At 41.4% G+C, this 23635-nt stretch carries 18 protein-coding genes and 1 pseudogene; 6 read left to right on the top strand and 13 right to left on the bottom strand.

Translation table 11 applies throughout. The annotated features are described in order from the left end of the window. The first annotated feature begins 126 nt into the window (after window positions 1-126). Window positions 127-327 carry a ribbon-helix-helix protein, CopG family gene (locus LC608_RS16900; RefSeq protein WP_229554633.1) on the top strand — a complete coding sequence of 67 codons (201 nt, stop codon included), beginning with the start codon at window positions 127-129 and terminating at the stop codon, window positions 325-327. Window positions 328-892: 565 nt separating this feature from the next. Here LC608_RS16900 and xerC read toward each other — a convergent pair. Both xerC and LC608_RS16910 read right to left on the bottom strand, forming a co-directional pair. Continuing rightward, window positions 893-1885 carry a tyrosine recombinase XerC gene (xerC, locus tag LC608_RS16905; RefSeq protein WP_229554634.1) on the bottom strand — a complete coding sequence of 331 codons (993 nt, stop codon included), beginning with the start codon at window positions 1883-1885 and terminating at the stop codon, window positions 893-895. 231 nt (window positions 1886-2116) lie between these two features. Continuing rightward, window positions 2117-3223, bottom strand: a complete 1107-nt coding sequence (locus tag LC608_RS16910; RefSeq protein WP_229554635.1) for a site-specific integrase — start codon at window positions 3221-3223, stop codon at window positions 2117-2119. 925 nt (window positions 3224-4148) lie between these two features. On the opposite strand from LC608_RS16910, the gene LC608_RS16915 reads away from it, so the two are divergent. Then, on the top strand, window positions 4149-5834 hold the full coding sequence (locus LC608_RS16915; RefSeq protein ID WP_229554636.1) for an NAD(P)/FAD-dependent oxidoreductase: 1686 nt from the start codon (window positions 4149-4151) through the stop codon (window positions 5832-5834). Here the strand turns inward: LC608_RS16915 and LC608_RS16920 are convergent. The 4 genes from LC608_RS16920 to LC608_RS16935 all read right to left on the bottom strand — a co-directional run bounded on the left by LC608_RS16920 (window position 5813) and on the right by LC608_RS16935 (window position 12682). Next, entirely contained in the window at window positions 5813-7459 is a 1647-nt protein-coding gene (locus tag LC608_RS16920; RefSeq protein ID WP_229554637.1) for a S8 family peptidase, read from the bottom strand. The genes LC608_RS16915 and LC608_RS16920 overlap by 22 nt on opposite strands. Before the next feature lie 442 nt (window positions 7460-7901). Continuing rightward, window positions 7902-10604, bottom strand: coding sequence for a type I secretion system permease/ATPase (locus LC608_RS16925; RefSeq protein ID WP_229554638.1), 2703 nt, complete (start codon window positions 10602-10604; stop codon window positions 7902-7904). Then, window positions 10553-11335, bottom strand: coding sequence for a peptidylprolyl isomerase (locus LC608_RS16930; protein ID WP_229554639.1), 783 nt, complete (start codon window positions 11333-11335; stop codon window positions 10553-10555). The genes LC608_RS16925 and LC608_RS16930 overlap by 52 nt, the downstream gene beginning before the upstream one ends. 549 nt (window positions 11336-11884) lie before the next feature. Continuing rightward, window positions 11885-12682 (bottom strand): TIGR00297 family protein, encoded by a 798-nt coding sequence (locus tag LC608_RS16935; RefSeq protein WP_229554640.1) that lies wholly within the window; start codon window positions 12680-12682, stop codon window positions 11885-11887. Between the two features lie 428 nt (window positions 12683-13110). Here LC608_RS16935 and LC608_RS16940 point away from each other — a divergent pair, with 428 nt between their 5' ends. Beyond that, window positions 13111-13542: a VOC family protein gene (locus LC608_RS16940; protein ID WP_229554641.1), complete on the top strand. Its 432-nt coding sequence runs from the start codon at window positions 13111-13113 to the stop codon at window positions 13540-13542. Between the two features lie 43 nt (window positions 13543-13585). Here LC608_RS16940 and LC608_RS16945 read toward each other — a convergent pair whose 3' ends face one another. Beyond that, window positions 13586-14221: a triacylglycerol lipase gene (locus LC608_RS16945; protein ID WP_229554642.1), complete on the bottom strand. Its 636-nt coding sequence runs from the start codon at window positions 14219-14221 to the stop codon at window positions 13586-13588. A 509-nt stretch (window positions 14222-14730) separates the two neighbouring features. On the opposite strand from LC608_RS16945, the gene LC608_RS16950 reads away from it, so the two are divergent. Then, on the top strand, window positions 14731-15267 hold the full coding sequence (locus tag LC608_RS16950; protein ID WP_229554643.1) for a hypothetical protein: 537 nt from the start codon (window positions 14731-14733) through the stop codon (window positions 15265-15267). A 189-nt stretch (window positions 15268-15456) separates the two neighbouring features. Here LC608_RS16950 and LC608_RS16955 read toward each other — a convergent pair whose 3' ends face one another. The 5 genes from LC608_RS16955 to LC608_RS16975 form a co-directional block, all read right to left on the bottom strand. Beyond that, window positions 15457-16530, bottom strand: coding sequence for a tetratricopeptide repeat protein (locus LC608_RS16955; protein WP_229554644.1), 1074 nt, complete (start codon window positions 16528-16530; stop codon window positions 15457-15459). Between the two features lie 60 nt (window positions 16531-16590). Beyond that, a complete protein-coding gene (locus LC608_RS16960; protein WP_229554645.1) occupies window positions 16591-17319 on the bottom strand; it encodes a 16S rRNA (uracil(1498)-N(3))-methyltransferase in 729 nt (242 codons plus the stop codon). Between the two features lie 13 nt (window positions 17320-17332). Next, a complete protein-coding gene (locus LC608_RS16965) occupies window positions 17333-17977 on the bottom strand; it encodes a Uma2 family endonuclease (protein ID WP_229554646.1) in 645 nt (214 codons plus the stop codon). Window positions 17978-18304: 327 nt separating this feature from the next. Further along, on the bottom strand, window positions 18305-20221 hold the full coding sequence (gene sir, locus LC608_RS16970; RefSeq protein ID WP_229554647.1) for a sulfite reductase, ferredoxin dependent: 1917 nt from the start codon (window positions 20219-20221) through the stop codon (window positions 18305-18307). A gap of 263 nt (window positions 20222-20484) precedes the next feature. Continuing rightward, window positions 20485-21024 (bottom strand): porin family protein, encoded by a 540-nt coding sequence (locus LC608_RS16975; protein ID WP_229554648.1) that lies wholly within the window; start codon window positions 21022-21024, stop codon window positions 20485-20487. Between the two features lie 391 nt (window positions 21025-21415). Between LC608_RS16975 and LC608_RS16980 the strand changes: the two genes are divergently transcribed. Beyond that, the gene (locus LC608_RS16980; protein ID WP_229554649.1) at window positions 21416-22357 is read left to right on the top strand and encodes an ADP-ribosylglycohydrolase family protein; all 942 of its coding nucleotides are present in this window, start codon (window positions 21416-21418) and stop codon (window positions 22355-22357) included. An 87-nt stretch (window positions 22358-22444) separates the two neighbouring features. Then, window positions 22445-22950, top strand: a pseudogene (locus tag LC608_RS16985) (ADP-ribosylglycohydrolase family protein). Between the two features lie 354 nt (window positions 22951-23304). Here LC608_RS16985 and cutA read toward each other — a convergent pair. Continuing rightward, window positions 23305-23631 carry a divalent-cation tolerance protein CutA gene (gene cutA, locus LC608_RS16990; RefSeq protein ID WP_229554650.1) on the bottom strand — a complete coding sequence of 109 codons (327 nt, stop codon included), beginning with the start codon at window positions 23629-23631 and terminating at the stop codon, window positions 23305-23307. Between the last annotated feature and the right edge of the window lie 4 nt (window positions 23632-23635).

A 23635-nucleotide genomic window follows, 5' to 3' on the forward strand; every position in this document is an offset into this window, starting at 1 on the left:
AGGTTGCCTACAGAGGTATTACTGTTTATCCCCCTCTTGGTAAAAGTATGATACTAGATACCAGAAACTTGACTAAGTAGGGTTATATCATGGTATAATGGTATATAGAAATATAGTTAAACAGTTATGGAAAGACATACTACTTTATTAAGACTGCCAGAGGATGCTAAGGCGCTATTAGAGGCGGCTAAGGCGGTTACAGGGAAGTCTCAGAACCAGTTAATCATTGATGCTATTAAACAGGCTCTAGGGGATTACCCAGCCGCTAAGTTATCCATACTGGACAGGCTAGATCAAGTGGAGTCTAAACTAGCTACCCTGGAATAAGTATTAATACTCATTATCTCTCTTGTTTAACCCTTGGTAATACCTGGGGTTTTCTTATGGTATCTAGTACCTCTATTATGGTATCTAGTATCATACCATTTAGAAGAGAGAGATAGGATACATTACTTATATTTAAGATGATTTGAGGAGCTTAGTATCAGGTTAGTAACTATGGTATCTGGTATGGTATCAAGCAAGAGAGAGAGATAGGATATAAATCTGACTAAACCATAACTTATTGCCTTCTGGTATCTAGTATGATACCACATATAAGAGAGGGGTAAAAGGGGGATCAAGTAATCCGATGAATAGTTAATGGTATCTGGTATGACACTAAGACTAAGAGGGGGATGGAATAGAAACTTATAGTTAACAGCTAATACCTAATGACCAATACATAAAAAATACCCTCTGGAAGGTTAACCAGAGGGCTGTTATCTATACAAAAACTATCAAAGGAAAACTTAGTTAAAAATAGAGGTTTTATAAAACTTACATCTGCTACTACTTAGTCAGATAATCCCTAAAAACTCTGGTAGGACTATTCCCAACTACCCTAGTTACCTCAGCCAATAGGTAACTCTGGTAGGTCTGGACGGTTTACCATGTGCCCGTAAGTCCTCATAACCATCGTAGTGTCTCTATGCCCTAACAGGTATGCCATTCCAGTAATAGGTATCCCTTGCTCTATACCGTGAGATGCCATAGTGTGCCTAAGTGTGTAGGGCTTGCGATAGGGGATGTTTTTGTGTTTTAAAACTTGCTTCCAATAGCGATCGCGGAAGTTACTATCGTCTATTGGTTTCCCTTCTGGAGTGCTAAAAACTAACTCATTTGTAGCCTTGGGCGATCCAAAATGGGGTATGAGTTCATTAGGTAACGTCAAGTATCTGATATTACCTGTCTTAGTCCCCTTACGTGTACGGGTGTAACCATTACCTAGAGGGTCACGGCTAAGACTTTCCTTGATAACTACTTCAGGTTTAGTTAGGTCTATACAACCCCATGTAAGACCTATTACTTCTGAAGGTCTAGCCCCAGTAATGGCTAAAAATCTAATAAAGCCTGAATAGTGGGGGTATAGCTCATCAAATCCGTCAATGATCGCTTTGAGTTCATCGAGGCTAAAAGGCTTAATCTCTTGAGTGGCGGCTTTCCGTAGCTTGATGTTCTCATAGGGGTTAGTTTCTATCAGCCCATTAGCCAGCCCCCACCTACAGCAAGACCTAATAAAGCTCAGACGATCCTTATACGTTCTGGGTGATATCTCAGACTTAGTTAGCCAATCCGTATTTGTCAAGCCTGGGTTAGTTTTAGCTATCATTTGCCTAACCCACTTATAATGATTAGCCTTGGTTTCTTCCGGCAAGTCTAAGGAAGCCACCCAAAGATCCCAGAGTTCTAGTAAGGTTTTAGGTTTACTTGGGTCAGTTTTATGGGGTAAGCAATAACTTTTCAGTATAGGGTCAAAATGCCCCGCCTGAATGTCCTTCTCAATCTGGGTAGCGATCGCCTCAGCCAGTCCTAAAATATGAACGGTATGCTCACTAGAGTTCATTGAGTAAATCTCCAGTATTATAAGTAACTAACAGTATCCTATATTTATCAAAAAAATGTAATACAATATCTTCATTAAAAGCTTATAGGGTCAGCACTATGGGTTAACCCTATTATTAATAAACACTTAAAACACATAGATTTATAAATACATTAAATGGCTTTTGTGTACAGATGATAAACCCTCTAGTATTTCTAGAGGGCGTTGAGCTATTTCAGATAATCAGATGGGTTAAAAAGGTATTTTAGGCAAATATGGGCGGTTAACCAGATGACCATAAGTTTGCATAACCATTCGGGTGTCTTTATGCCCTAGTAAATATGCCACCCCAGTAATCGGGGTTCCTTGATCTATGGCATGACTAGCAGTTGTATGCCGAGTTGTGTAAGGTCTTCGGTAATCTACACCAACTTTAGTTAGTACCTTAACCCAATATCTCTCTCGGAAGTTACCATCATCTATAGGTTTTCCTTTGACCGTAGTAAATACTAAGGAATCCTGGTCAGATTGCGGCGGTTTGATTGACCGTAACAGTAACCGTAGCTCATCAGTCATTCCCAGATGTCTGCTGCTACCTGTTTTAGTCTCCTTTCTAACCCTCTGATACCCGTTACCGGCCCAGTCTCTAGAAAGACTTTCTTGGATGGTTACAAACCCCTGGTCAAAGTCCACATGACGCCAACGTAACCCAATAGCTTCAGATGTCCTAACACCTGTAGCCAGTAAAAACTTAACAAAGGGCGCGTAGTGTATGGCTGACTCTTCAAAACCCCGGATAATCACTCTAATCTCTTTGGACGTAAAGGGCTTGATTGACTTAGCGCACACTCTACGGGTTTTTAGCTCGTCATAGGGGTTACTAGTTACCAGGGTTTTTGATACAGCCCATCGATAGCACCTTTTCAAATACCCCAAGCGTTGATTAAAAGTTGAGGCTCCTAAGTTGGATTGGGTCAACCACAGGGTATCGAGCAAATCAGGGTTAGCTTTTATGATCTGCTGCCTAATAGCTTTGTAATGATGTTGGCTGGTAGCAACTGAAAGGTTGAGGCTATCTACCCAGTAATCCCACAGTTCTAGAAGCGTTGGAGGTTTTGAGGCTTGGGTACTGGATTGTATAGGTTGCTTTGGAGTTAGCCGATAGCGGTCTAGTGTTTGATCAAAGTTTTTGGCTAGGATGTCATTTTGTATTTGGCTAGCGATCGCTTGAGCCGTCTTGTAGTCCCTGTGGTTAGTAAACTGCCCACTAGGTATTGGATTAAATGAGTACCTTTTACCCCCTACGGAAAACTTAAGCTGGATAGACCCGTTATTGTTAACTGGCTTGATTTCCCTCATTGTCCTAAACCCGTCTTAAAGGTTGTGCTAGGACTCGCTAGGGTGCTTATAGGTAAGGCTTCTGGGCTTCTGGGCTACACCCTTGGTAAGGGTGAGGTCACGAGTTCAATCCTCGTCACGGGCTTTTTTAAACTATTCAAAATACAAAAGGTTAAGGATTTTAACCTTCTAAAGAGACCTAGGCTAGGCGTTGAAAAAGTTAGTCCCTTACTTCAAGTCCATCTATTTGGTAAGTTGGTAAAGCTGAGACTGCAAGTTTAATCTTCTTCATTAGATATTTTGGTTTTTAATAGAACATCAAACAAATCATGAATTTATAAGAGTTTTACGAAGTTCTATCGTGGAACTATTTTGTATTTTGTAGATTATTTTTTAGTCTATTAAGAATAATACTGACCTTAGAAGAAGACCGGACTCTTTTAGAACTCAGTTGTGCTGGTAGGGTACCGCGTCGAACCAAACAAAGAGGGATGGCTTTACGCCTAAATGCACACGGATGGAATGTACCACTTGAGGGTATAAAAAACAGAGCAGCACAAGGTCACTATCAAGTTAAGCGTTTTATGTTTAATTAGGTTGACCTACTTATTGAGTTCACTCAGTTACCTATCATGATGCGCTTATATTTTTCCCGCAGTAACTAACCTCTCATAAATACAGTTAAACCCACAAAACACTGGTTTAGTTTTGGTAACCCAAAGCTTTCAAGAAGAATTTAATTATTTTATCCTATTTAATTTCATTACTTCATCAAAAAAGTCATTTCAACCTGCAATTATTAATCCTATTTGATATGGCGGTTCCCATTTAGATGGAGTACAACATTACATAACGAGGTGTAGAGGCACGGCACTGCCGTGCCTCTACGGGGTATATCTCACGTAAACGAGAACCGCTATAATTAGCGGCAATAAAGGTGTGCTTAATGGCCAGGTCTGCATTAATGGTATCTTTGCAACGCGCTTATAAAATTACGAGGGCATCGCTCAAAACTGGCATTCCTACCGATGAGATAGTTGATATTTTAAAACAAAGAACCACTCGTCGCCGCATACTTTATGGGGGTTTGGGATTAGCAAGCGCATTAGCTACAACTACTTGGCATAATGGACGTGATTCTACGGCTTTTGCCACAATTCCCAAAGTGCTGGTAGTGGGTGCGGGAATTGCTGGCTTGACTGCTGCCTACCGCTTACGTCAAGCTGGAGTTCCTGTAGACATCATTGAGGCGAGGAATCGCGTTGGTGGTCGGATGCGTAGTTTAGCTAACGCAGCAGGTACTGGGGTGACTGTAGAACTTGGCGGAGAATTTATTGATACAGATCATACTAAATTGCGATCGCTTGCTCAAGAACTTGGTTTAACAATAGTCGATCTAATCGCTACTGATAAAGGATTAGTGCCAGAAACATGGTACTTTGAAGGACGCAAAATTCCCGAATTAGAAATTATTAATTACTTCATCCCTTTAGCAAAGAAAATTGAGGAAGATTTAGTTGCCATTGGGGATGGAGATATAACTTATCGTTCTTACAATCAGGCAACTTTCGCTTTAGATAATACCTCCATTGCAGAGTATTTAGAGCAAGCAAAAATTAATCCCATTCTGCAAGAAATGCTGTATGTTGCCTATACTACCGAATATGGTCGAGAAGCAACAGAACAATCGTGTTTGAATCTAGTGTTTTTGATTGGTACTAACACTGATACATTCTCAGTCTACGGTGAAAGCGATGAACGTTACACTATTCGTGGTGGTAACGACCAAGTACCCCGTCTGCTAGCGGATTACTTAGCAAATGCTATACAAACTGAAACAGAATTAGAGGCTATCCGTATCCGTCCCGATGGTCGCTATCGAGTCAGTTTACGGTCTGGCTATAGAACCTTTGATCGTACTTATGAAAGAATTTTGTTGACATTGCCCTTTAGCACTTTGCGTTTAGTGAAGTTGCAAGTCAATTTACCAGCAATCAAACAGAAAGCGATCGCAGAATTAGGATATGGTACAAATGCCAAATTAATTACAGCCTATCAACAAAAATTGTGGCGCACTAAATATAACTCAACAGCAGCAACATTTACTGATACAGGCTTTCAAAGCACCTGGGAATCCAGTCGCTACCAAAAAGGCCCCAAAGGTCTGATTACTAATTTTACTGGTGGTGAACATGGTTTATCTTTGGGCAAAGGTTCAGCAGAATCTCAAGCCGAAATACTATTACCACAATTAGATCGAATTTTCCCCGGAATCAAAAACCTACGTCAAGGTCAAGCTATTCGCGCCTATTGGCCTGGAGAACAGTACACAAAAGGCTCCTATGCTTGCTATTTAGTTGGACAATGGACAGGGATAAGTGGAGCTGAACAAGAACGTGTAGGTAATCTATTTTTTGCTGGTGAACACTGCTCTTTGTCCTACCAGGGATATATGGAAGGGGGTTGTAGAACAGGTGAAGTTGCAGCTAAGAGAATCCTCAAAGATTTAGGTTGGCGAAATATTTCTGCTGAACAGAAAAAACCAATTACTACCAATCGATTAAATCGCTATCATCCCAGGATTCCAAGGGATGAACGTTTTTCTGACGACTATACCCAAGAGTCAAGGTAATTGCTTAACAGCTTGGCGTTAGACATCGGCTGACCGATTAAAGAACCGACATCATAACTATTAAAACTAGAAATAGTATCTGGTGTTAGATATTCTGCTGTTTTTGTAATCGTCTGACCGATTAAAGAATTGACATCATAACTATTAAAGCTAGAAATAGTTTCTGGCGTTAGATATTGTGCTGTTTTTGTAATCCCCTGACCGATTAGAGAACCAAAATTGAAACTATTAAAACTAGAAATAGCCTCTGGCGTTAGATAATTTTTGGCTATTGTGTTTATAGGTAGCAAGTTGTTGTTAGAAATCACCTGCTTTGCCAGAGAACTAACATTAGAAATCTTAAAATTAGAGAAACTAGAGATTGTGCTTTGTAAACTATTTTCTTCTGCTGTGTCTGCGTAGGTGTGGCTCGTCATAGCCATCGCCTGACTCGGCACAGAACTAGAAATATTTGAACTATTTGTACTTTGTGTACTATTTCCTGCGGTTTCTGCCACAATCTGACGGACTTGGGCATCAGTCAAGTTGGGGTTAGCACTAAGCATCAGGGCAACTACACCAGCAACATGGGGAGCAGCCATAGACGTGCCGCTATAAGTGGCATATTGATTATTTGGAACTGAGGAGTACACCTTGACTCCTGGGGCTGTGACATAGGAAATTTCATTTGCTCCAGAGCGGTTAGAGAAGTCGGGCATATTATTATTTTTATCCACAGCTCCAACGGCAATTCCCGATTTGTATGCATAGCGGGCGGGATAGTCTGGTGATGAGTCACCATCATTACCTGCTGCCATGACGACAATCACTCCTTTGCTGCTGGCGTAGTTAATGGCTGACTCTAAAGAACGATTGGAAGATGCGCCTCCTAAACTGAGGTTAATCACATTAGCTCCATTATCCACAGCGTAGCGAATACCTTTAGATATGGAACTATAGGAACCAGAGCCAGATTCATTCAAAACTTTGACGGGCATAATCTTGGCATCATAAGCAATACCAGTGACACCGTAGTTATTATTTTCTCCTGCGATCGTGCCAGAAACATGAGTGCCATGACCATTGTTATCTAGGGTGTTGTTGTTTTGATCAGAGAAGTTCCAACCGTAATTATCATCAATATAGCCATTGCCATCATCATCAATACTATTACCCGCAATCTCCTTGGTATTCGTCCAGATATTATTTTTTAAATCCTCGTGGTTATAGTCAACCCCAGTATCTACAACAGCAACAACAACACCTTTACCTGTGTATCCCTGTGCCCAGACTTCCGGTGCTTTAACAAGGTCTGCCCCCCAATTATTACCACCAAGATCAGCAACATCAGCAAAGGTATTTTGACCAATACCTCTAGCCACTGCTGCTGCCCCATTAATCAAGCCATAGCCATTTGTGGAGTTATAATTTTGAGTGCTAAAAGTATTTGTAGTAGCGTTATTGCTATTTTCGGAGTCAGCATTATTTAGCAAGTGTACATCAGCATCGGCTGAGTTATAGCTACTACTTCTGCTGAAGTTGAGGCTGTGGCTATCTTTCGTGTTAAAGCTATCTAATGAGGAAATTGAAGTGACATTTAGCTGTTGATTTGACAACACATTGTTATTAACATCATCAAAGAGCATAAGTATTTTTTCTCAAAGATAGCAATCGTTTTTTGACAGTTTGAAGCTTTAAAATCTGGCTCAGAAAATTCAATATGTGAATAAGCCCCATTGTCAATAATTACTATGAAATTTCATAAGAAAATGCTAATTTTATTACCAAAAAATGTTTTGGCAACTGTGGTTTTTATTAAGAGTAAATTCATCGAGTGAATATTAAATATTTAGAGTGTATTAATGTACACTAGTACAATGAGAAGAAAATGTTATGACTGTTACTACCTTTAAAACGACTGCGATCGCTGCCTGTAAAATTATTTACACCACTCAGGCTGGGGCGAGAGTAATTATTAAAATCATCAAAATTAAAATGGCGAATGGAGCATAACTCCATTCGCCAAAAACTATCCTTAAGCCCCTTTCCAAACGTTTATCTTTTATGTAACCACAAGCTTTAAGTTAGTTAAATATTTGCTTGCTGCCGTTGATATAGTGACCAATACAAACCTTTTTGTTGCAACAATTGTGAGTGAGTACCACGTTCGGCAATCACGCCTTGCTCCAATACCAAAATCAAATCAGCACGTTTGAGAGGGGCAAAGCGGTGAGCAATTAAAAACACGGTACGATTCGCAGAAATTTTTTGCAGGTTTTGCAGTACTTGTTGTTCAGTTTCACTATCCAAAGCACTGGTAGCTTCATCCAAAACTAAAATCGGCGCTTGGGAAAGAAATAGCCTTGCAAGCGCAATACGTTGTCTCTGTCCACCAGATAAAGCGGTACCGCGTTCACCCACATTGGTTTCGTAACCGTAGGGTAATTGACTGATGAAGTCGTGGGCTACTGCTAGTCTTGCCGCCTCTACTACTTGCTCTGCGGTAATGTCGGGACTACCGAGAGTGATATTTTCCAAAATGGTACCGTTGAATAAAAAGTCTTCTTGGAGAACTACACTAACTTGTTGCCGCAGTGAGGCTAAATCGGCACTTTTTATATCAAAACCATCAATAAGGATGCGTCCTGATTCAATTTGATAGAGGCGTTGCAATAGCTTAGACAGAGTACTTTTACCAGAACCGCTACGTCCGACAATGCCAACAAATTGCCCTGGTTCGGCATTGAAAGATATTCCCCGCAGAATTGCTTCAAAGTTCGGCCGGTAGCGGAAAAATACTTGCTCGAAGGTGACTTGTCCTTTCAAGGGTGGTAAAACTAGACCAGTTCCCAGTTCAGCTTCTGGGGAGACGTTGAGAATATCACCAATGCGATCTACAGAAAGTAGCACTTGTTGGAGGGTTTGCCACAACTGTACTAAGCGCAAAAGTGGGCCTGTGACTCTACCAGAGAGCATTTGAAAGGCAACTAGTTGTCCGATTGTAAGCTTTTGTTCGATGACTAATTTTGCGCCAAACCAGAGAATCAGTATAGTAGACAAATTGGTGAGGAAGTCACCAATATTGCTGCTGATATTGGAGGTAGTAGAAGCTTTAAAACCTGTGCGAATAAAGCGAGCAAATAAGCCTTCCCAGCGATCGCGGGCTACTGGTTCGGCTGCATGGGCTTTAACGGAGTGAATTCCGGTGATTGTTTCTACTAAAAACGATTGACTATCGGCACTCCGGTTAAAGGTTTCGTTGAGCCAGTTACGCAGGATTGGTGTTGCAACTATCGTTAAAGTTGCAAATAGCGGCAGTACTGCTAAGGCCACAAAGGTGAGCGGGATATTATAGTAAAACATCAATGCTAGGTACACCACAGCAAAGATGCTATCCAAAATCACAGTTAATGCTGTACCTGTGAGAAACTGACGTATTTGTTCGAGTTCCTGGACTCGTGCTACTGTGTCTCCGACGCGCCGCGACTCAAAATAAGCTAATGGCAGACGCATCAAATGCCGAAATAGCTGTGCTGATAAACTTAAATCCAGACGACGAGCTGTATGGGTAAAGATGAATAGGCGCAGAATACCAAGTATGGATTCAAATATGGCTACGAACAAAAGTGCGATCGCCATTACATCGAGAGTCGGCAAACTCTCCTGCACCATCACTTTATCAATGACGACTTGCGTAATTAATGGTGTTGTTAACCCCAAAAGCTGTAAGGTAAAAGATGCTAACAATACTTCTGTGAGCAATCCCTTATACTTCAAAACTGCTGGGGTAAACCAACTGAGGTTAAATTTTTCTTGCTGGGATATGAGTTCTACTTGCCACAATCGCCCATCCCAAGATGCTTCAACTATCGACTGCGGTAAGCTTTCACAAATGCGATCGGGATTTAGAGGGTTAGCGATAATCAGGCGATCGCCTTTAACTCCATAGGCTACCACCCAAGATGGACTCTGGGGTGAATCAGAATTCCACAGCAGTAAAGCTGGAAATGACAACTGTCGCAACTCACCCCAACTCACTTGTAACCGCCGCAACACTAACCCTAACTTTTCTCCTGCTTCCACAACCTGTTTTGGGCGTTGTCCTCTGAGTTGGCGCTGCACCCACTCCAGTTGCACAGAATTTTCTAACTGTTGCGCTACCATTGTTAAACAGGCAGCAGCAGTGTTCCAGCTGGCAACAAAAGGATAATTTGAGATGATCAGATTGGCAGCCGGAAGTCCTCTTTGGGGTTGGAGGCTGTGGGGGCTAGAAGTTCCCTCTGAGGCTGGCGCTAATGAAGGAGTGGAAGAAAAGGAAAATGTGTCTTTCTCTCTCTCCACATTCACTGGTAAAACTTGCCAGAATTCCTGAATTTGTGGGTTAGAAAATTCTGCCCATAGCGCTGTATGCCAACACACTACTACTACTTCTTTACTAGCAGCTACAGCTTTAAAATCCCCAGATAGCTTTTGGAAATCACCAAACCAATCCCCCACATCTAGGGCTGCTAAAGGTTTACCAACCCCCTCTTCTCGTAAGCGGACTTTTCCAGCCACAATTAAAAATTGGTAACCGCCAACATCGTTTGACCAGATTTTCTCTCCAAGACGATACTGACGAGTTTGGGACTCCTTCTCCAATCGGGATTGTTGTTCGGGAGTCAGCCAACATAACGGTGGCTGATTCCAAGGCAAAGAAGCTAGCACTTTTAATCGTAAAGATTCATTATCCAGAATATTTAACTCACTTGTAATTTGACTGTCAGTTTTTGAATTTTCTCTGCTAGCCATTTCTCAAACAACTCATTTTGTAGTGCAAGATTCAGTTGAGTATCTTCTAAAGACGCTGGCAGAAATTGTTCTACTCGAAACAAACCATAAGGTCCTTCTCCTTGGGGAGAGTCTTTGCCAACGATTTCTATTGGGCCGATCAATTGTCCAGGACTGGCCACATCAATAGCTGCCCGTAATATATCCGGCATACTTCCTCGGCTGAGTATTCCCATCATGCCGTTCACAATTCGGTCATCTGAAAGGGAATACTCTTTAGCTAGTTGCTCAAAACTACCTCCTTCTTCAATTTGGGTTTGTAGTTCGTCTGCCAATTCTCGATTATCAACAACGATCCGAGAAAGTACTACCCGATCCAAAAAAATTTTACGTTCAATAAAATATTCTGGGACTTTTGCTTGAGTCACTACAGCTTTTAGCTTTTCTAACTTGTAACCAAAAGCTACTGATGTGTGAAAGGTAGCGTAATCTGTGTTGTTGGCTTTTAACCATTCTTGAAAACTTTGAGGATCAATCAGTTGGTTTTTCAGCCTAAAGTCAATAATTGCTTGTTCAGTTATTGCTGTACCAATCTCAATATCGTCTCTTGTTCGGATTTCTTCTTCAATTACGTACTGGCGGAGAATATCTCCAATGAACTGTCCCAATTTTCCAGAGGCTTGCAGGTACTTTACTGCTTCCTCAATAGAAATTGTTTTGTCATTGATTGTCAAAAATGATAAAGATTCCATGAAATAACTATGTGAAAATGGTTAAGCACTTATAAGACTTTTAAATTAAATCATATAGAAAGTATTGGGTCATTGATGATTAAATATGATGAAGATTTTATGAACTAATTACATCTAAATGGTCAAAAAATTATATAACTAGTAAATAAAATAATTTCCCATAATTAGTTTTACGGTCTAGTAGAGATAGAACAGGATTTAAAATATCATTTATAAGCCAAAATATGTTGTGTAACCAAATCTTTATAAATTCAGAGAGAGCATTGAAGTTACATAAAAGCAGGACTTGAGCCGCTTACCCTTTGGGTGACGCTCCGAAGACAGTTAGTCGCTTATGGGGGAAACCCCCTTGCGCTCTAGCCTCTCTTTTTGGAGAAAGACCGCGCTAACTCACTACAAGCTAATCGTTCTGGAAATATGATGATTAGTTTAGATAGGCGAAAATAAAGTAAAACATATTAAGAATAGTTTATTGCCAGTTGCTTACATAACCAAAGTTGTAGCAACTGAAGGCGGAACCTTAATAAGTAATCCTTTATTCTCACCTGTCTACTTAATTATACTTATCCATGTCCAGGCGAGTAGCACAGCCGCGATCGCACCGATTAATGTATTAACAATGTTTACGACCTCATTAGTCAGCCAAGTATACTTAGATTGCAATGTTGCTCCAATCACACTTTCTAAGTTAGTGGCAATAAATGCTGCGAGTACACACCAAGCTACTCCTAATAGATCAATTAACCCAACTCCCCAACCAACAAATGCGATCGCTACAGAAGCCACAATTCCAGCTAAAGTCCCTTCCAAGCTTACCGCTCCTTCTGTACCGCGAGGCACTGGTTTGAGTGTAGTAATTAGAAAGGTGCTTTTACCATAGGCTTTACCGACTTCACTAGCAGTAGTGTCAGCTAGCTTGGTGCTGAAACTTGCTACATAGGCTAACAATAATAGGGACTGGGGATTGGGGATTAAAGATTGGGAACTAGGTACAATAAATCCTGAATTTATTATCCCTACTCCCAAAGCACACAGCGCCCCAGTCAAAGCCGAACCCCAAACATTTTCTGGGCCTCTTGCCCCAGAACGCTTTTCGGCAATTCCTTCAGCCTCCTTCTGCGCCATTCCGATGCGGGTAACGCCAGAACCAACGAGAAAATAGAACATTACTACTGCATATCCTTGCCAGCCCAGAGTTACCCAAATTAGGATGGCTAGAAACCAGGCGTGGAATAATCCAGCAGGGGTAAGCAGCTTTTTCGGAGCAATCCAAGCTAAACCCAATAGAATTGTGTTTAATCCTACCGCCACGAACCAGGGATTAACAGAATCAATTAAGGATGACATCAGCAATTAATCAATGAGTAATTTTGTCTGAATATCAACAGAATAACTAATTTGTTACCCCTAGCGCTTAATTTATGACACCTCCGCAGCTAAAGTAATTATTTGTATTATTAACTAAATTTCGTAGACATCACCCTGAAACCTGAGTGTAAAACAACAAACAATGTCCTAGATATACACTGCAATATTGACTAAAGAACGTGGATTAAACAAAATGCAAAACTTCTATTTAGTTGAGTGGACTCTTCGAGCGGGTAACATACTCAAAGCAATTTCTAGACTGAAGTGGTACTCAGTCCCCAATCTTATTCATAAGGATAAAGGATATAAGTTAATGCCAATTAAAACTGTGTTCAAGTTGACCACAATCAATATTTAACAGCATAAATTATAGATAGTATCAACTATTAGTCTTTTCCACACAAGCTATGAGCCAAACTTTATTCCATCTTGCTTTCCCTGTAACTGACATTTCCCAAACAAAAGCATATTACGTGGATGGCTTGGGCTGTATTCCTGGCCGTGAAAACCATCACGCCCTGATTCTTAATCTCTACGGTCATCAACTAGTGGCTCACGTCACCAAAGAACCCTTGACACCGCAACACAGTATATATCCTAGACACTTTGGGCTAATTTTTACCCAAGAACGTGACTGGCAAGACTTATTAGAAAGGGCACAACAACAACAGCTACTTTTTCGTGAGGAAACCAAGAACCGCTTTGTTGGCTCTCCTCTTGAGCATCGCACTTTCTTTTTAGAAGATCCCTTTTATAACCTCATGGAGTTCAAGTATTATCGTCACCCAGAGGCGATTTTTGGGAGTTACGAACATACGCAAATTGGGGATAGGACTTAAGAATTAAAAATTAAAAATTAAAAATGTGTAACAAGCATCCTGGCTACTGACTGGATCCTTTTTTAAGTAAGGGCAGCTCAATAGGCTCTACTAAAGCTGCTTTTACTACTGCTAAACTCCTGGGGTCTGTTAGCATCCAAGGGTGTAGAGCAACTGGTACTATTACTTCGCGTCCTACGGACATTTGTGAACTATTCGCTGGGACAATCATCAAATCATAAGGTGTCCAGATAGATGTAAAGTTTAGCTGTTTTAACATCTCAGCATCAGAATTTAAATCCTTAAGAAAAATACTCTCGGGGCGCATTTGTACGCAACCAGGACGCCAGGAACCATAAGCAACTACAGTTCCATTATGGGGCGAAGATATTGTGATAAATCGCTGAATGCGCTTAATTCCTCCCAATCGCTGGACATAGTAACGGCTGACAATTCCTCCCATGCTGAAGCCTACTAAATCCAGACATTGTTCTGGTGCAAAGGTGGCTGTAACATAATCTGCTACTTGCTTTGCCAACTTATCAAGACCCACATTACCATTGTTAGGTACGAGATCCAGGGAATATACAGACCAACCCTGTAATACTAAGTGAACCGCCATTTTCTGGAAAACTGCCCTCGTATCGTCAATGCCGTGTATTAACAAAACGGGATTTCGTTGTTGATTTTCTATGTTCATTTACAAAATCTGGCTGAATTAAGGGGTATATTTCACTTTTGTAGGTACATACTGCTCTACAAACTGAAGCTGTTGCTTTTCGGATTCTTTAAATATTTTTACAAAACTGAAATACTTCCAAAGATAGTTAGTATAAAATTTAACTAATTAATCTCACCATCTGCCAACAGGCTATGACACTCCCCCCACTGGTTGAAAGTAAAGCGTTTACTTTTTTCCAATCAGTAATTTTCAAACAAATAAATGTTAAATTTTGTAAAGCCAGGTTTCAGAATCTTGCTCTTAGTTACAGTAAAATTTAATAATTAGTTCTCGGTGTATACAGGTCGCAAGTGCTTGCAAAAGAACATTTGCCCTATAGTTTTACTACAATGTTGATTAAGGACAAACCTATAAGGGTTGTCACCAGAATGGGGTGACGCAAAGTAAAAAATGTAACATTTAGTCGTAATTTTTAACAATTACGGTCGAGTTTCAAATATAAAAGGTAAAAGGCAGGAGTAATTGTAATGGATTTTATCAAAAAGTTAATTTCAGGTATTTTGGATTTCGTTACCGGACTGTTACGAGGAAAGAAGAAAAGCAACGGCTACTTCTTGGAATTGGACGAAGCCAAAGATGCTGCTCAAGAAGTAGCATCAAACGCAAAGAAAGTAGCAGAGACAGTTGTATCGAATGTTAAGAAAGTAACGGCAACAGAAGCACCAGAAGCGCCAGAAGCATCCAAGCCAGCTTTATTGAACGGAACAAAAACCGCCGCAGCTAAGGGTAAGGAAAAACCAGTAGCTAAGGGTAAGGAAAAATCAGCTAAAAATCCCAAACCACCTGATGTTACGCTTGTCCAGACTGCTGAGGGTCTTAAAGTTGAACCTGGCAAAAATGCAAAAGCCGCAGCAGCCAAAGTCCTCAAAGAGGAGCCAAAAGAAACTACCTTTGCGCCTAAATATCTCGCTCCTTCGGCTACTAGCTCTAATGGCCGTCGCCGTCCAGGGGCAAATATGAGCGCTTACCTAGACATGGCACGTCAGGTTAAAACCCCTGGTTAAATCATAGAGACGCAAAATTTTGCGTCTCTTTCGTGTCTATCTACTACCGATGAGTTAAGTGTGAATACGCAATATTAAGACAAGTTTACCAGTTGTAGATGGGGGAACTCTCCAAAGTAGGAGCGATCGCTTAATTTTCTCCACTACAACTGCATTTTTTAGGGTTGGTTAGATAGTTTATTTGTATAACTAATTGGCATCTTTAACAAATACCAATCCACTATATAAATGAAAAGCTGAGTCCCAATTAGTCTCTTCTCTACGCAACAAATCAATGTGAGACTTGATATAACTCAGCATTTCTGTTTGATCTAATGTTGTATCTGCAAAAGATGTGAAATCTGACCAGATTTGGACTTGAGGTAGTTGCTGGTTAATCCAACTCGATAAACTATTCCAATTAATTCTGATTGTATTTTGGCTAGCTTGGGGAATAATTTCTAAACCTTGTTGAAATTCATAGCCATTATCATAAAATCGGAGAATGCAACGTCTACCAGGTATGTGTAAATCACAAAACTGAGCATAGTCTTGTGTTTGAGTTTTCCGTTCTAGTTTACCGCGCACATCACGATCTACTACTTCCTCAAAAATGGGCAACAGTCCCACTACTCTTGCTGTAACTTCTGACCAATCAAAGGTGAGAGAACCTAGTTGATTTGTCTCATTACGGCAAACAACAGTAGCTTGTGGAGTAGATTCTTGGAAATATTTGACTTGATAAACTTGAATTTGCTGAATTTGAGCTATTGTTGCCCAAAAGCAAGGAATGCCAGCCTGCTGTAACTGTTTCCCGTAAAATTTTAGTTCTCCTACTTGGCCAGTGCGGTACAATCTCCAGCCACGACTTGGCAGTAATAGTCGTGCAGTGTAAGGGTCTAGCTGCATAATTTGGGCAAATTTTCGAGAAGCTTCTGTTTTGAGTTCGTTACTGAGTGGCTCTAAAACTAGTACGCCAAGTTCGGTGTTATTCGCTTCGGCTGTTGCTTGGGAAATAGCTCTTTGTCTTTCTTCTAGTTCGATTTCTTGTAGCCGTTGCAAACTTTGACGTGTGAGGGTCACTATTCTACTATTCCTCGTATCTCGCAGCAGTTGCCGATAAACTTTTTCCGCATCCTGGAGCTTTCCAGATACTTCATGCAGCCGACCGAGATAAAATTGTACCCAAGGATGTTCTGGCGATTCTACTAGCAGCTGTTTGAGTAATTTAGCAGCTGTTTGATAATCTTTATGCTCAAAGGCGATCGCAACTTGCTCAATCATGTTTCAATCCACTGGATCAATGTCTCGCGCAAAATCATTTTTGCGTGAGCTATAAATCATTTATACTTCACAACTTGCGGTAATCAAGGATAATGCTACTACTGGGGCTGTAACTGCTCTGAGGATGCGGCGGCCAAGGGAAACAGGTTGAAATCCAAATGCGATCGCATTCTCTACTTCTTGTGTTGTCCATCCCCCTTCTGGTCCAGTAGCAATGACAATCGTTTCTTGTCCTATATCATTTGTCATCTGTCCTTTGTGCTGTAAGCAATCTTTTAAATGGGGAAACTCACCACGCGCCACACAGATATATTGCTGGCTGTTTGCAAATGACAAACCCGTATTAAAAGCAACAGGCTCTAAAATTGTTGGTACAAAAGAGCGCTCTGATTGCTCGGCGGCTTCCGCAGCGATGCGCCGCCAGCGTTCAAGCTTTTGAGGACTAGGATGAAGCAAAGTGCGATCGCTCAATACTGGTGTAATACAAGTTACTCCCAACTCTGTACAACACCGCACCACTTCATCAAATCCATTGCCTTTGGGTAAAGCCACCATCAACGTAATTGATACAGGTAATTCTGTTTCTACCAAAAGCGTTTCTAAAACCTGTGCTTGCTCCCCTGCTAGCTGCGCTAACCACCATTTTCCCTTACCATCCATTGCAATAAAGCGATCACCTTCACGCAAGCGCAACACACGCCCCAAATAATGTTGTTGTTCTTTGGTGAGTAAAATTTGCCCTTGTTGGAATTGGGAGGGTGCGATCGCAATTCTTTGCAGTTGAGACATTTTTCTTAATAAATTATTGCCGTGCTGTAGATATCTGTTGTCTAACCCAGGTACGGAAAGCACGAGTTGCTGTTATTTGTCCAACTTTCTTACTTTCTTGGATAAATCGGGGAATCTCTGTTACCAGCACAGGCGCAAAAGTTGGACTGCGATCGCTTTGCGAGTATTGCCCATTATTAAGGGCGTAGATTCTCAAGACATTTCCGTTATATCGCCAGAATTCTGGGACTCCCATTGAAGCGTAAAGAGCTAACTTGTCTATTTTGGATCTGGAATATTCCACTTCTAGTACTATGTCTGGTGGTGGATCTGTATTTAAGTCAATACTTTCTTTGTTGCGGACTAAGAATTCGTTTTGGATATAGTAACTACTGTCCGGCTCGCCTCCTCGTTCCAAATCATCCCGCGTCATAGTCAACGAGCCAGCACTTTTAACTTCTAAACCAAATTCTTCACACAGCACAAGAACAAAACCTTCGATGAGACGGTTTGAGTTCTCATGCGGCATTAGCGGAGTCATAATTTCTACTATTCCGTTGTCATAAGCTAGCCTTTTATTTCGCTCAGATCCCATATCTGCCAGCATAGCTTTGAATGTTTGCCAGCTGATGTTTTGCAGCACATCCCTAGTTTCTGCGAATTTTGCTGTCGTAACCATATTTCAGTTTTCCTATGGATGTGTCACCGAAGAGAGCAGGGGAGGCAGGGGAAGAAGAGAAGCAGGGGGAGAAAAAAATACTTCCAAATAAAGTTTGCGCTCCTCTGCGCTTACCTCTGTGCCCCTACCCTACGGAAAGGCGTACCCCTACGGGGAAGCAAGCTACGCGTAGCGTCTCGTAGAGAAGTGCCTATGCGTTTAAACTTAAACCCTCAATTGGCCACGAATTTACGAAACTGTGTACTAAGTGTATTAGGACTTACGCAAGAGACACAGATGGATTTATCTGTGTCTCTCTTTGATTTCTATTATCTTCAATTTTTCGGCTTACGAAAGATTCTGGAAGTAAGTCTCTAGCGCTTCAGTCACTAACTGAGTCATGGGCTTACCTTGGCTTTCTGCTACTTCCTTCAACTTGCTATAAACCTCTTCTTTCAAATTCACCCGATGGCGTGATTTGTTTGCACCATTAGCGCTATTAGGATCGTAGCTAGCAGCAAACTCGCGGATGGCATCAAAACCAACGCGATCGCAAAAATCACCAAATTTTTCCTTCGATTTCCGAGATTTTTTAAAGTAAACAAAAATTGGCTCTAGAAAGCTGTCTAAATCATTATGGTGTAGCTTTTCTGTGTAAGGTTGCGCCAGTCGAGTCTGATTTGGCGAACCCCCTAACCATAATTGGTAAGATTCTGGAGCGCTACCGACAAAGCCCAATTCTGCTAGGTAGGGACGAGCGCACCCGTTGGGGCATCCTGTCATCCTTACCACAAAATGCTCATTTTGTAAACCAACTTTATCTAATAGAGCGCGAACCCGCTCCAGAATACCCGGTATTGCTCGTTCTGATTCCGTGATTGCCAAGCCGCAAGTGGGCAAAGCAGGACAAGCCATTGCATACCGCACTAAAGGTTCGATTTTAGTAGGGTCATCTACGACACCGTGACGGCTGAGAATGTCTTGAATAGCTTGCTTGCTATCTGGTTCGATATCGTAAAAAATCAGGTTGTGGTTGGCACTCAGACGGATGGACAAGTTGAACTGCTCGACAATTTCCCGCAAAGCGGTTTTCAGTTGAAACGAACCTTCATCCTTGATTCGACCATTGTCAATGGAAATTCCTAAGAATAGCTTGCCATCACCTTGTTCATTCCAGCCGAGGAAGTCGTAATATTTAAACTCTGGTAGTGGTTTGAAGGCTTCAATTGATTTACCGAAATATTCTTCAACTTGGGCACGGAATTTATCTAAGCCCCAATCGTTGATTAAATATTTTAATCTGGCATGACGACGATCGGTGCGATCGCCATAATCTCTCTGAGTTGCAACAATCGCTTTCACTATGTCGTAAACGTCATCCTTCGCCACATAACCGATGGGGTCTGCTAACCTAGCGAAAGTTTCTTCTTTACCGTGGGTTCTACCTAAACCACCACCAGCAAAAATATTAAATCCTTCTAATTGCTTCTTCTTATTGGTAATCACTACCAACGTCAGGTCTTGAGAATACAAATCAATCGAATTATCCCCTGGCACTGTCACGCAAATTTTAAACTTGCGGGGCATATAGTACGTGCCATAAATCGGTTCTTCGTTGTCATGGATGATTGTGCCATTCCCATTGCGTTGTCGCGCCGCCTTCACCTCTGGGTTTTCTTCAGCACTAATTGCTTTTTCCCCATCTAGCCAAATTTCGTAATAAGCGCCTGTTTGCGCTGTCAGCAAGTCAGCAATATTCTGGGCATACTCCCAAGCATACTGGTACTCTGGGCGATTCTTAAAGGGGGCTGGTGGTGCCATCACGTTGCGGTTGATGTCGCCGCAAGCTCCCAAAGTCGAACCCAAGTTGTTAACAATGGTGGCGATTGCTGATTTAAGATTCTTCTTTAAAATTCCGTGCAGTTGGAAACCTTGACGGGTAGTTGCTCGTAACGTGTGGTTGCCATACTCATCAGCTATTTTATCTAAAGCTAGATACAACTGCGGCGGTACTAAACCACCCGGATTTTTTGTCCGCAGCATAAACTGGTAATCTTTTTCCTGTCCCTTGGTGCGGTTGTCGCGGTTATCCTGCTGATAAGAACCGTGATACTTCAAAAGCTGTACCGCATTTTCAGTAAAATGGGTAGTGTCTTGAAGGATCTCAGTTGCTACAGGTTCACGCAAAAAATTACTATTTTCCTTGATTCCTTCTACTTTGGAAGGCTTACGGGTTGCGATGGGGGAAGGAGCAGATTTAACCATTAGACTTGTATAGTATTCTCAATAAAGCATTAGTAGACGCCGAATCAGCACCTTTCGGCTATTTGATCCCCGGTAATCCGGCCGGAATAATGAGGAATAGTTTAATTTTACCACGGCAAAAGCAGGCTTTGCCAGTGATGTAACACTTAACAAAACCAGCTTTTTGAAGTAGTGAGTTTTAAGTGCTGTTAGCGGTAGCGGGGCGTTTAGCCCGTCCTGAGTACTTAAGTAAAGTATAAACTGACCGAGGACTCAATAATCTTTTATTTGAAGCGATAGCCAAAACCGCCATTGATGCTAACAGCAGGAGTATCGCTATTTTGGTAAGCACCAATTCCTACCTTGGCGTTAGTGTAGACGAGGAAATTGTTAGCAACTTCCGATTCAACACCAGCACCTACCACTACTGAATCTTTATTACCTATGGGAGTTGGTGAGCCATCTTTCTCTACAAAAGAATAACCACCAGTTAAATAGGCATTAGTTTTATTAGCGATAGGCACATCCACAGAAAGTTCTGGGATAATGGCACTTGTCTTATCACTCCAGAGGACATTACCGCGTGCAGAAAATGGTGTAGTTCCTAATTTCACGCGACCTGTGACATTACCACCAAATGTGGCATCATCGTTGATACCTTGTCCGCCACTGGTAACGCCACCTGCAACACCAGCACCAACATAGCTAGCATCAGTACCTTTTTTTGTTTCAGCAGAAGCTTGACCAGCTGATAGAACAAGAGGAGCAATTATTAAAGAAGATAATGCAGAAATTGTCATGAGAGACTTGAGTAAGCGCTTCATATCTTTTACCAAATTTTGTATTTTTTACTTGTATATTCCAAGTCGAAAATTGTATGAGAATGTTCCAAATATTTCCAAGATTTTATTAAATGAATGTTGCTATTGATGCTTGACGTTTATAGGTTAACTACCCGGAAAATCAAGAATAAGCTGTTATAATTACATTCAATGTCTTTTCATCTGGGTTCTTTGTTCCAAAAATAGACGCTTTTAAAACTGGCACAATATTTGGAACTAAAACTAAGTTGGGATATGGTAAAAAAATACCTGATTAACAATTTTTTGCCTAGCTTTTCACAGATGATGAAAAGTAGGCTGTAGCATCCGTTGCAACAAGCTATAGAGGGAATCTATAAAGTTAATTTTGAGCAATTATTGTGGAGATTGAATAATGCTAACCGCTACAAAAACGTTGTCTGGTTTGATGGGTTTATGTGTCGGTGATGCGTTGGGTGTGCCGGTGGAGTTTACTAGCCGCGCTGAACGAGTCAAATCTCCAGTAACAACGATGCAGGGTTATGGCACATGGAATCAACCACCAGGAACTTGGTCAGATGACAGTTCCCTAAGCTTTTGCTTGGCAGAATGCCTTTGTAGGGGGTATTCGTTGGATGCCATAGCCAATTCCTTCTGGCGCTGGTACAAGGAGGCTTACTGGACTCCTCGTGGCGATGTCTTTGATATTGGTCAAACTACCCACACAGCAATTATGCGCCTGAAGCAGGGAGTTGTTCCCCATCAGGCGGGTGGGAAGGTTGAAAATAGTAATGGCAATGGTTCGCTGATGAGAATCTTGCCGATGGCTTATTGTCACAGAAGTTTAACTTTAGGCGAATTGCTGGCGCGAGTGCATGATGTTTCGGCGATTACTCATGCTCATGCGCGATCGCAAATGGCCTGTGGCATTTATATTAGTATTGCAGTGGCGCTCTTGGAAGGGGCTGACCTTCAAACAGCTTATTTACAAGCACTGCAAGACATCCAAACAATTTATTCTGTCCGAGAATTTTTGTTAGAGAAGCCGCATTTTGGCAGAATTTTCAGTGGTGAGATTGCCAAGATACCAGTGGAAGAGATTAATTCTGGTGGCTATGTGATTGATACTTTAGAATCATCCCTGTGGTGTTTGTTAAATAGTTCGTCTTATTCTGAGGCGGTGCTGAAAGCTGTTAATTTAGGCGGAGATACCGATACTACCGCCGCCGTTACTGGTGGGTTGGCGGGAATTTACTACGGCGTGGAAAATATTCCCAAACAATGGATGAACCAAATTGCTCGTAGACAAGACATTATTTACTTAGCGGAGCGTTTTGCAAGGGCTGTTTACAGTTAGTTTGAAATTAAAAATTATACCAAGCGTTTAATCAATGTTTTTTCGCAAGTAAAATCAGTTGTAGAAAAGTTTCATGCTGGTTGAACAATGCTAACCTCTGCAAAAACGTTGTCTGGTTTGATGGGTTTATGTGTTGGTGATGCCTTGGGTGTGCCAGTGGAGTTCACCAGCCGCGCTGAACGAGTAAAATCTCCAGTGACAACCATGTTGGGTTATGGAACTTGGGATGTTCCTCCTGGTACATGGTCAGATGACAGTTCCTTAAGCTTTTGCTTGGCAGAATGTCTTTGTGAGGGATTTTCAGTGGTGAGATTGCCAAGATACCAGTGGAAGAGATTAATTCTGGTGGCTATGTGATTGATACTTTAGAATCATCCCTGTGGTGTTTATTAAATAGTTCGTCTTATTCTGAAGCGGTGTTGAAAGCTGTCAACTTAGGCGGAGATACTGATACTACCGCCGCCGTCACCGGTGGGTTAGCCGGAATTTATTACGGGGTAGAAAATATTCCCAAACAATGGATAAATCAAATTGCTCGTAGACAAGACATTATTTACTTGGCCGAGCGTTTTGCAAGGGCTGTTTACCCTTAGTACAACATTTCATTAATTCTTTGCGTCCCTCTGCGCTTACCCCTGCGGGAAGGCGTACCCCTACGGGGAAGCAAGCTACGCGTAGCGTCTCGTAGAGAAGCGTCTATGCGTTTAAATTTCAACCCTCAATTCGCCACGATTTTACGCAAAGCTGTACTTAGAGTTATTAGTTGAGAGTAAAGATTGAGGAGTTATGAAAATCCTAACTCCTCAATCTTTACTTTTAACCTAGAGTGGCAAAGCTAGCTAGAGCAAAAACTTAAACCTAGTAAATTCGTTATTATTGAAAATTTTTGTTTACCTATTTACGCCTATTTCAATCATTAAAAATCTACTCTAGCAAGTTTTACCGCTCTAGCTTTTAACTTGCTGAGAAATCCACTGTAAGTAGGCTTGAGAACTAGCAACAATTGGTAAAGCAATAATTTCTGGCACTTCATAGGAGTGCAATTCCTTAATTTTGGCTTCCATTGCCGGAAATTGCGCCAAATCAGTTTTAATCAGTAATTGCCATTCTTGCTCTTTATGCAGTTCTCCTTGCCAGGTGTAAATTGAGTGGATTGGTAACAGACTCACACAAGCAGCTAGTTTAGCTTCCACAAGGGCATTTGCAATTGCTTCTGCCTCCTGCATGTTGCCAGTTGTCACCAATACCACACCATAGCCAGTCGGTGTCTCCATGACC

Origin of the sequence: Nostoc sp. XA010 (assembly GCF_020829625.1) — a bacterium.
Classification (GTDB): domain Bacteria; phylum Cyanobacteriota; class Cyanobacteriia; order Cyanobacteriales; family Nostocaceae; genus Nostoc.

What these genes read in the sequence shown, in the direction of transcription:
- LC608_RS16955 (WP_229554644.1), bottom strand. Translation starts at nt 16,530, where the DNA reads ATGATTGAGCAAGTTGCGATCGCCTTTGAGCATAAAGATTATCAAACA.
- LC608_RS16980 (WP_229554649.1), top strand. Translation starts at nt 21,416, where the DNA reads ATGCTAACCGCTACAAAAACGTTGTCTGGTTTGATGGGTTTATGTGTC.
- LC608_RS16920 (WP_229554637.1), bottom strand. Translation starts at nt 7,459, where the DNA reads ATGCTCTTTGATGATGTTAATAACAATGTGTTGTCAAATCAACAGCTA.
- LC608_RS16960 (WP_229554645.1), bottom strand. Translation starts at nt 17,319, where the DNA reads ATGTCTCAACTGCAAAGAATTGCGATCGCACCCTCCCAATTCCAACAA.
- LC608_RS16900 (WP_229554633.1), top strand. Translation starts at nt 127, where the DNA reads ATGGAAAGACATACTACTTTATTAAGACTGCCAGAGGATGCTAAGGCG.
- LC608_RS16945 (WP_229554642.1), bottom strand. Translation starts at nt 14,221, where the DNA reads ATGAACATAGAAAATCAACAACGAAATCCCGTTTTGTTAATACACGGC.
- LC608_RS16930 (WP_229554639.1), bottom strand. Translation starts at nt 11,335, where the DNA reads ATGGAATCTTTATCATTTTTGACAATCAATGACAAAACAATTTCTATT.
- LC608_RS16935 (WP_229554640.1), bottom strand. Translation starts at nt 12,682, where the DNA reads ATGTCATCCTTAATTGATTCTGTTAATCCCTGGTTCGTGGCGGTAGGA.
- cutA (WP_229554650.1), bottom strand. Translation starts at nt 23,631, where the DNA reads ATGGAGACACCGACTGGCTATGGTGTGGTATTGGTGACAACTGGCAAC.
- LC608_RS16915 (WP_229554636.1), top strand. Translation starts at nt 4,149, where the DNA reads ATGGCCAGGTCTGCATTAATGGTATCTTTGCAACGCGCTTATAAAATT.
- LC608_RS16950 (WP_229554643.1), top strand. Translation starts at nt 14,731, where the DNA reads ATGGATTTTATCAAAAAGTTAATTTCAGGTATTTTGGATTTCGTTACC.
- LC608_RS16975 (WP_229554648.1), bottom strand. Translation starts at nt 21,024, where the DNA reads ATGAAGCGCTTACTCAAGTCTCTCATGACAATTTCTGCATTATCTTCT.
- sir (WP_229554647.1), bottom strand. Translation starts at nt 20,221, where the DNA reads ATGGTTAAATCTGCTCCTTCCCCCATCGCAACCCGTAAGCCTTCCAAA.
- xerC (WP_229554634.1), bottom strand. Translation starts at nt 1,885, where the DNA reads ATGAACTCTAGTGAGCATACCGTTCATATTTTAGGACTGGCTGAGGCG.
- LC608_RS16910 (WP_229554635.1), bottom strand. Translation starts at nt 3,223, where the DNA reads ATGAGGGAAATCAAGCCAGTTAACAATAACGGGTCTATCCAGCTTAAG.
- LC608_RS16925 (WP_229554638.1), bottom strand. Translation starts at nt 10,604, where the DNA reads ATGGCTAGCAGAGAAAATTCAAAAACTGACAGTCAAATTACAAGTGAG.
- LC608_RS16940 (WP_229554641.1), top strand. Translation starts at nt 13,111, where the DNA reads ATGAGCCAAACTTTATTCCATCTTGCTTTCCCTGTAACTGACATTTCC.
- LC608_RS16965 (WP_229554646.1), bottom strand. Translation starts at nt 17,977, where the DNA reads ATGGTTACGACAGCAAAATTCGCAGAAACTAGGGATGTGCTGCAAAAC.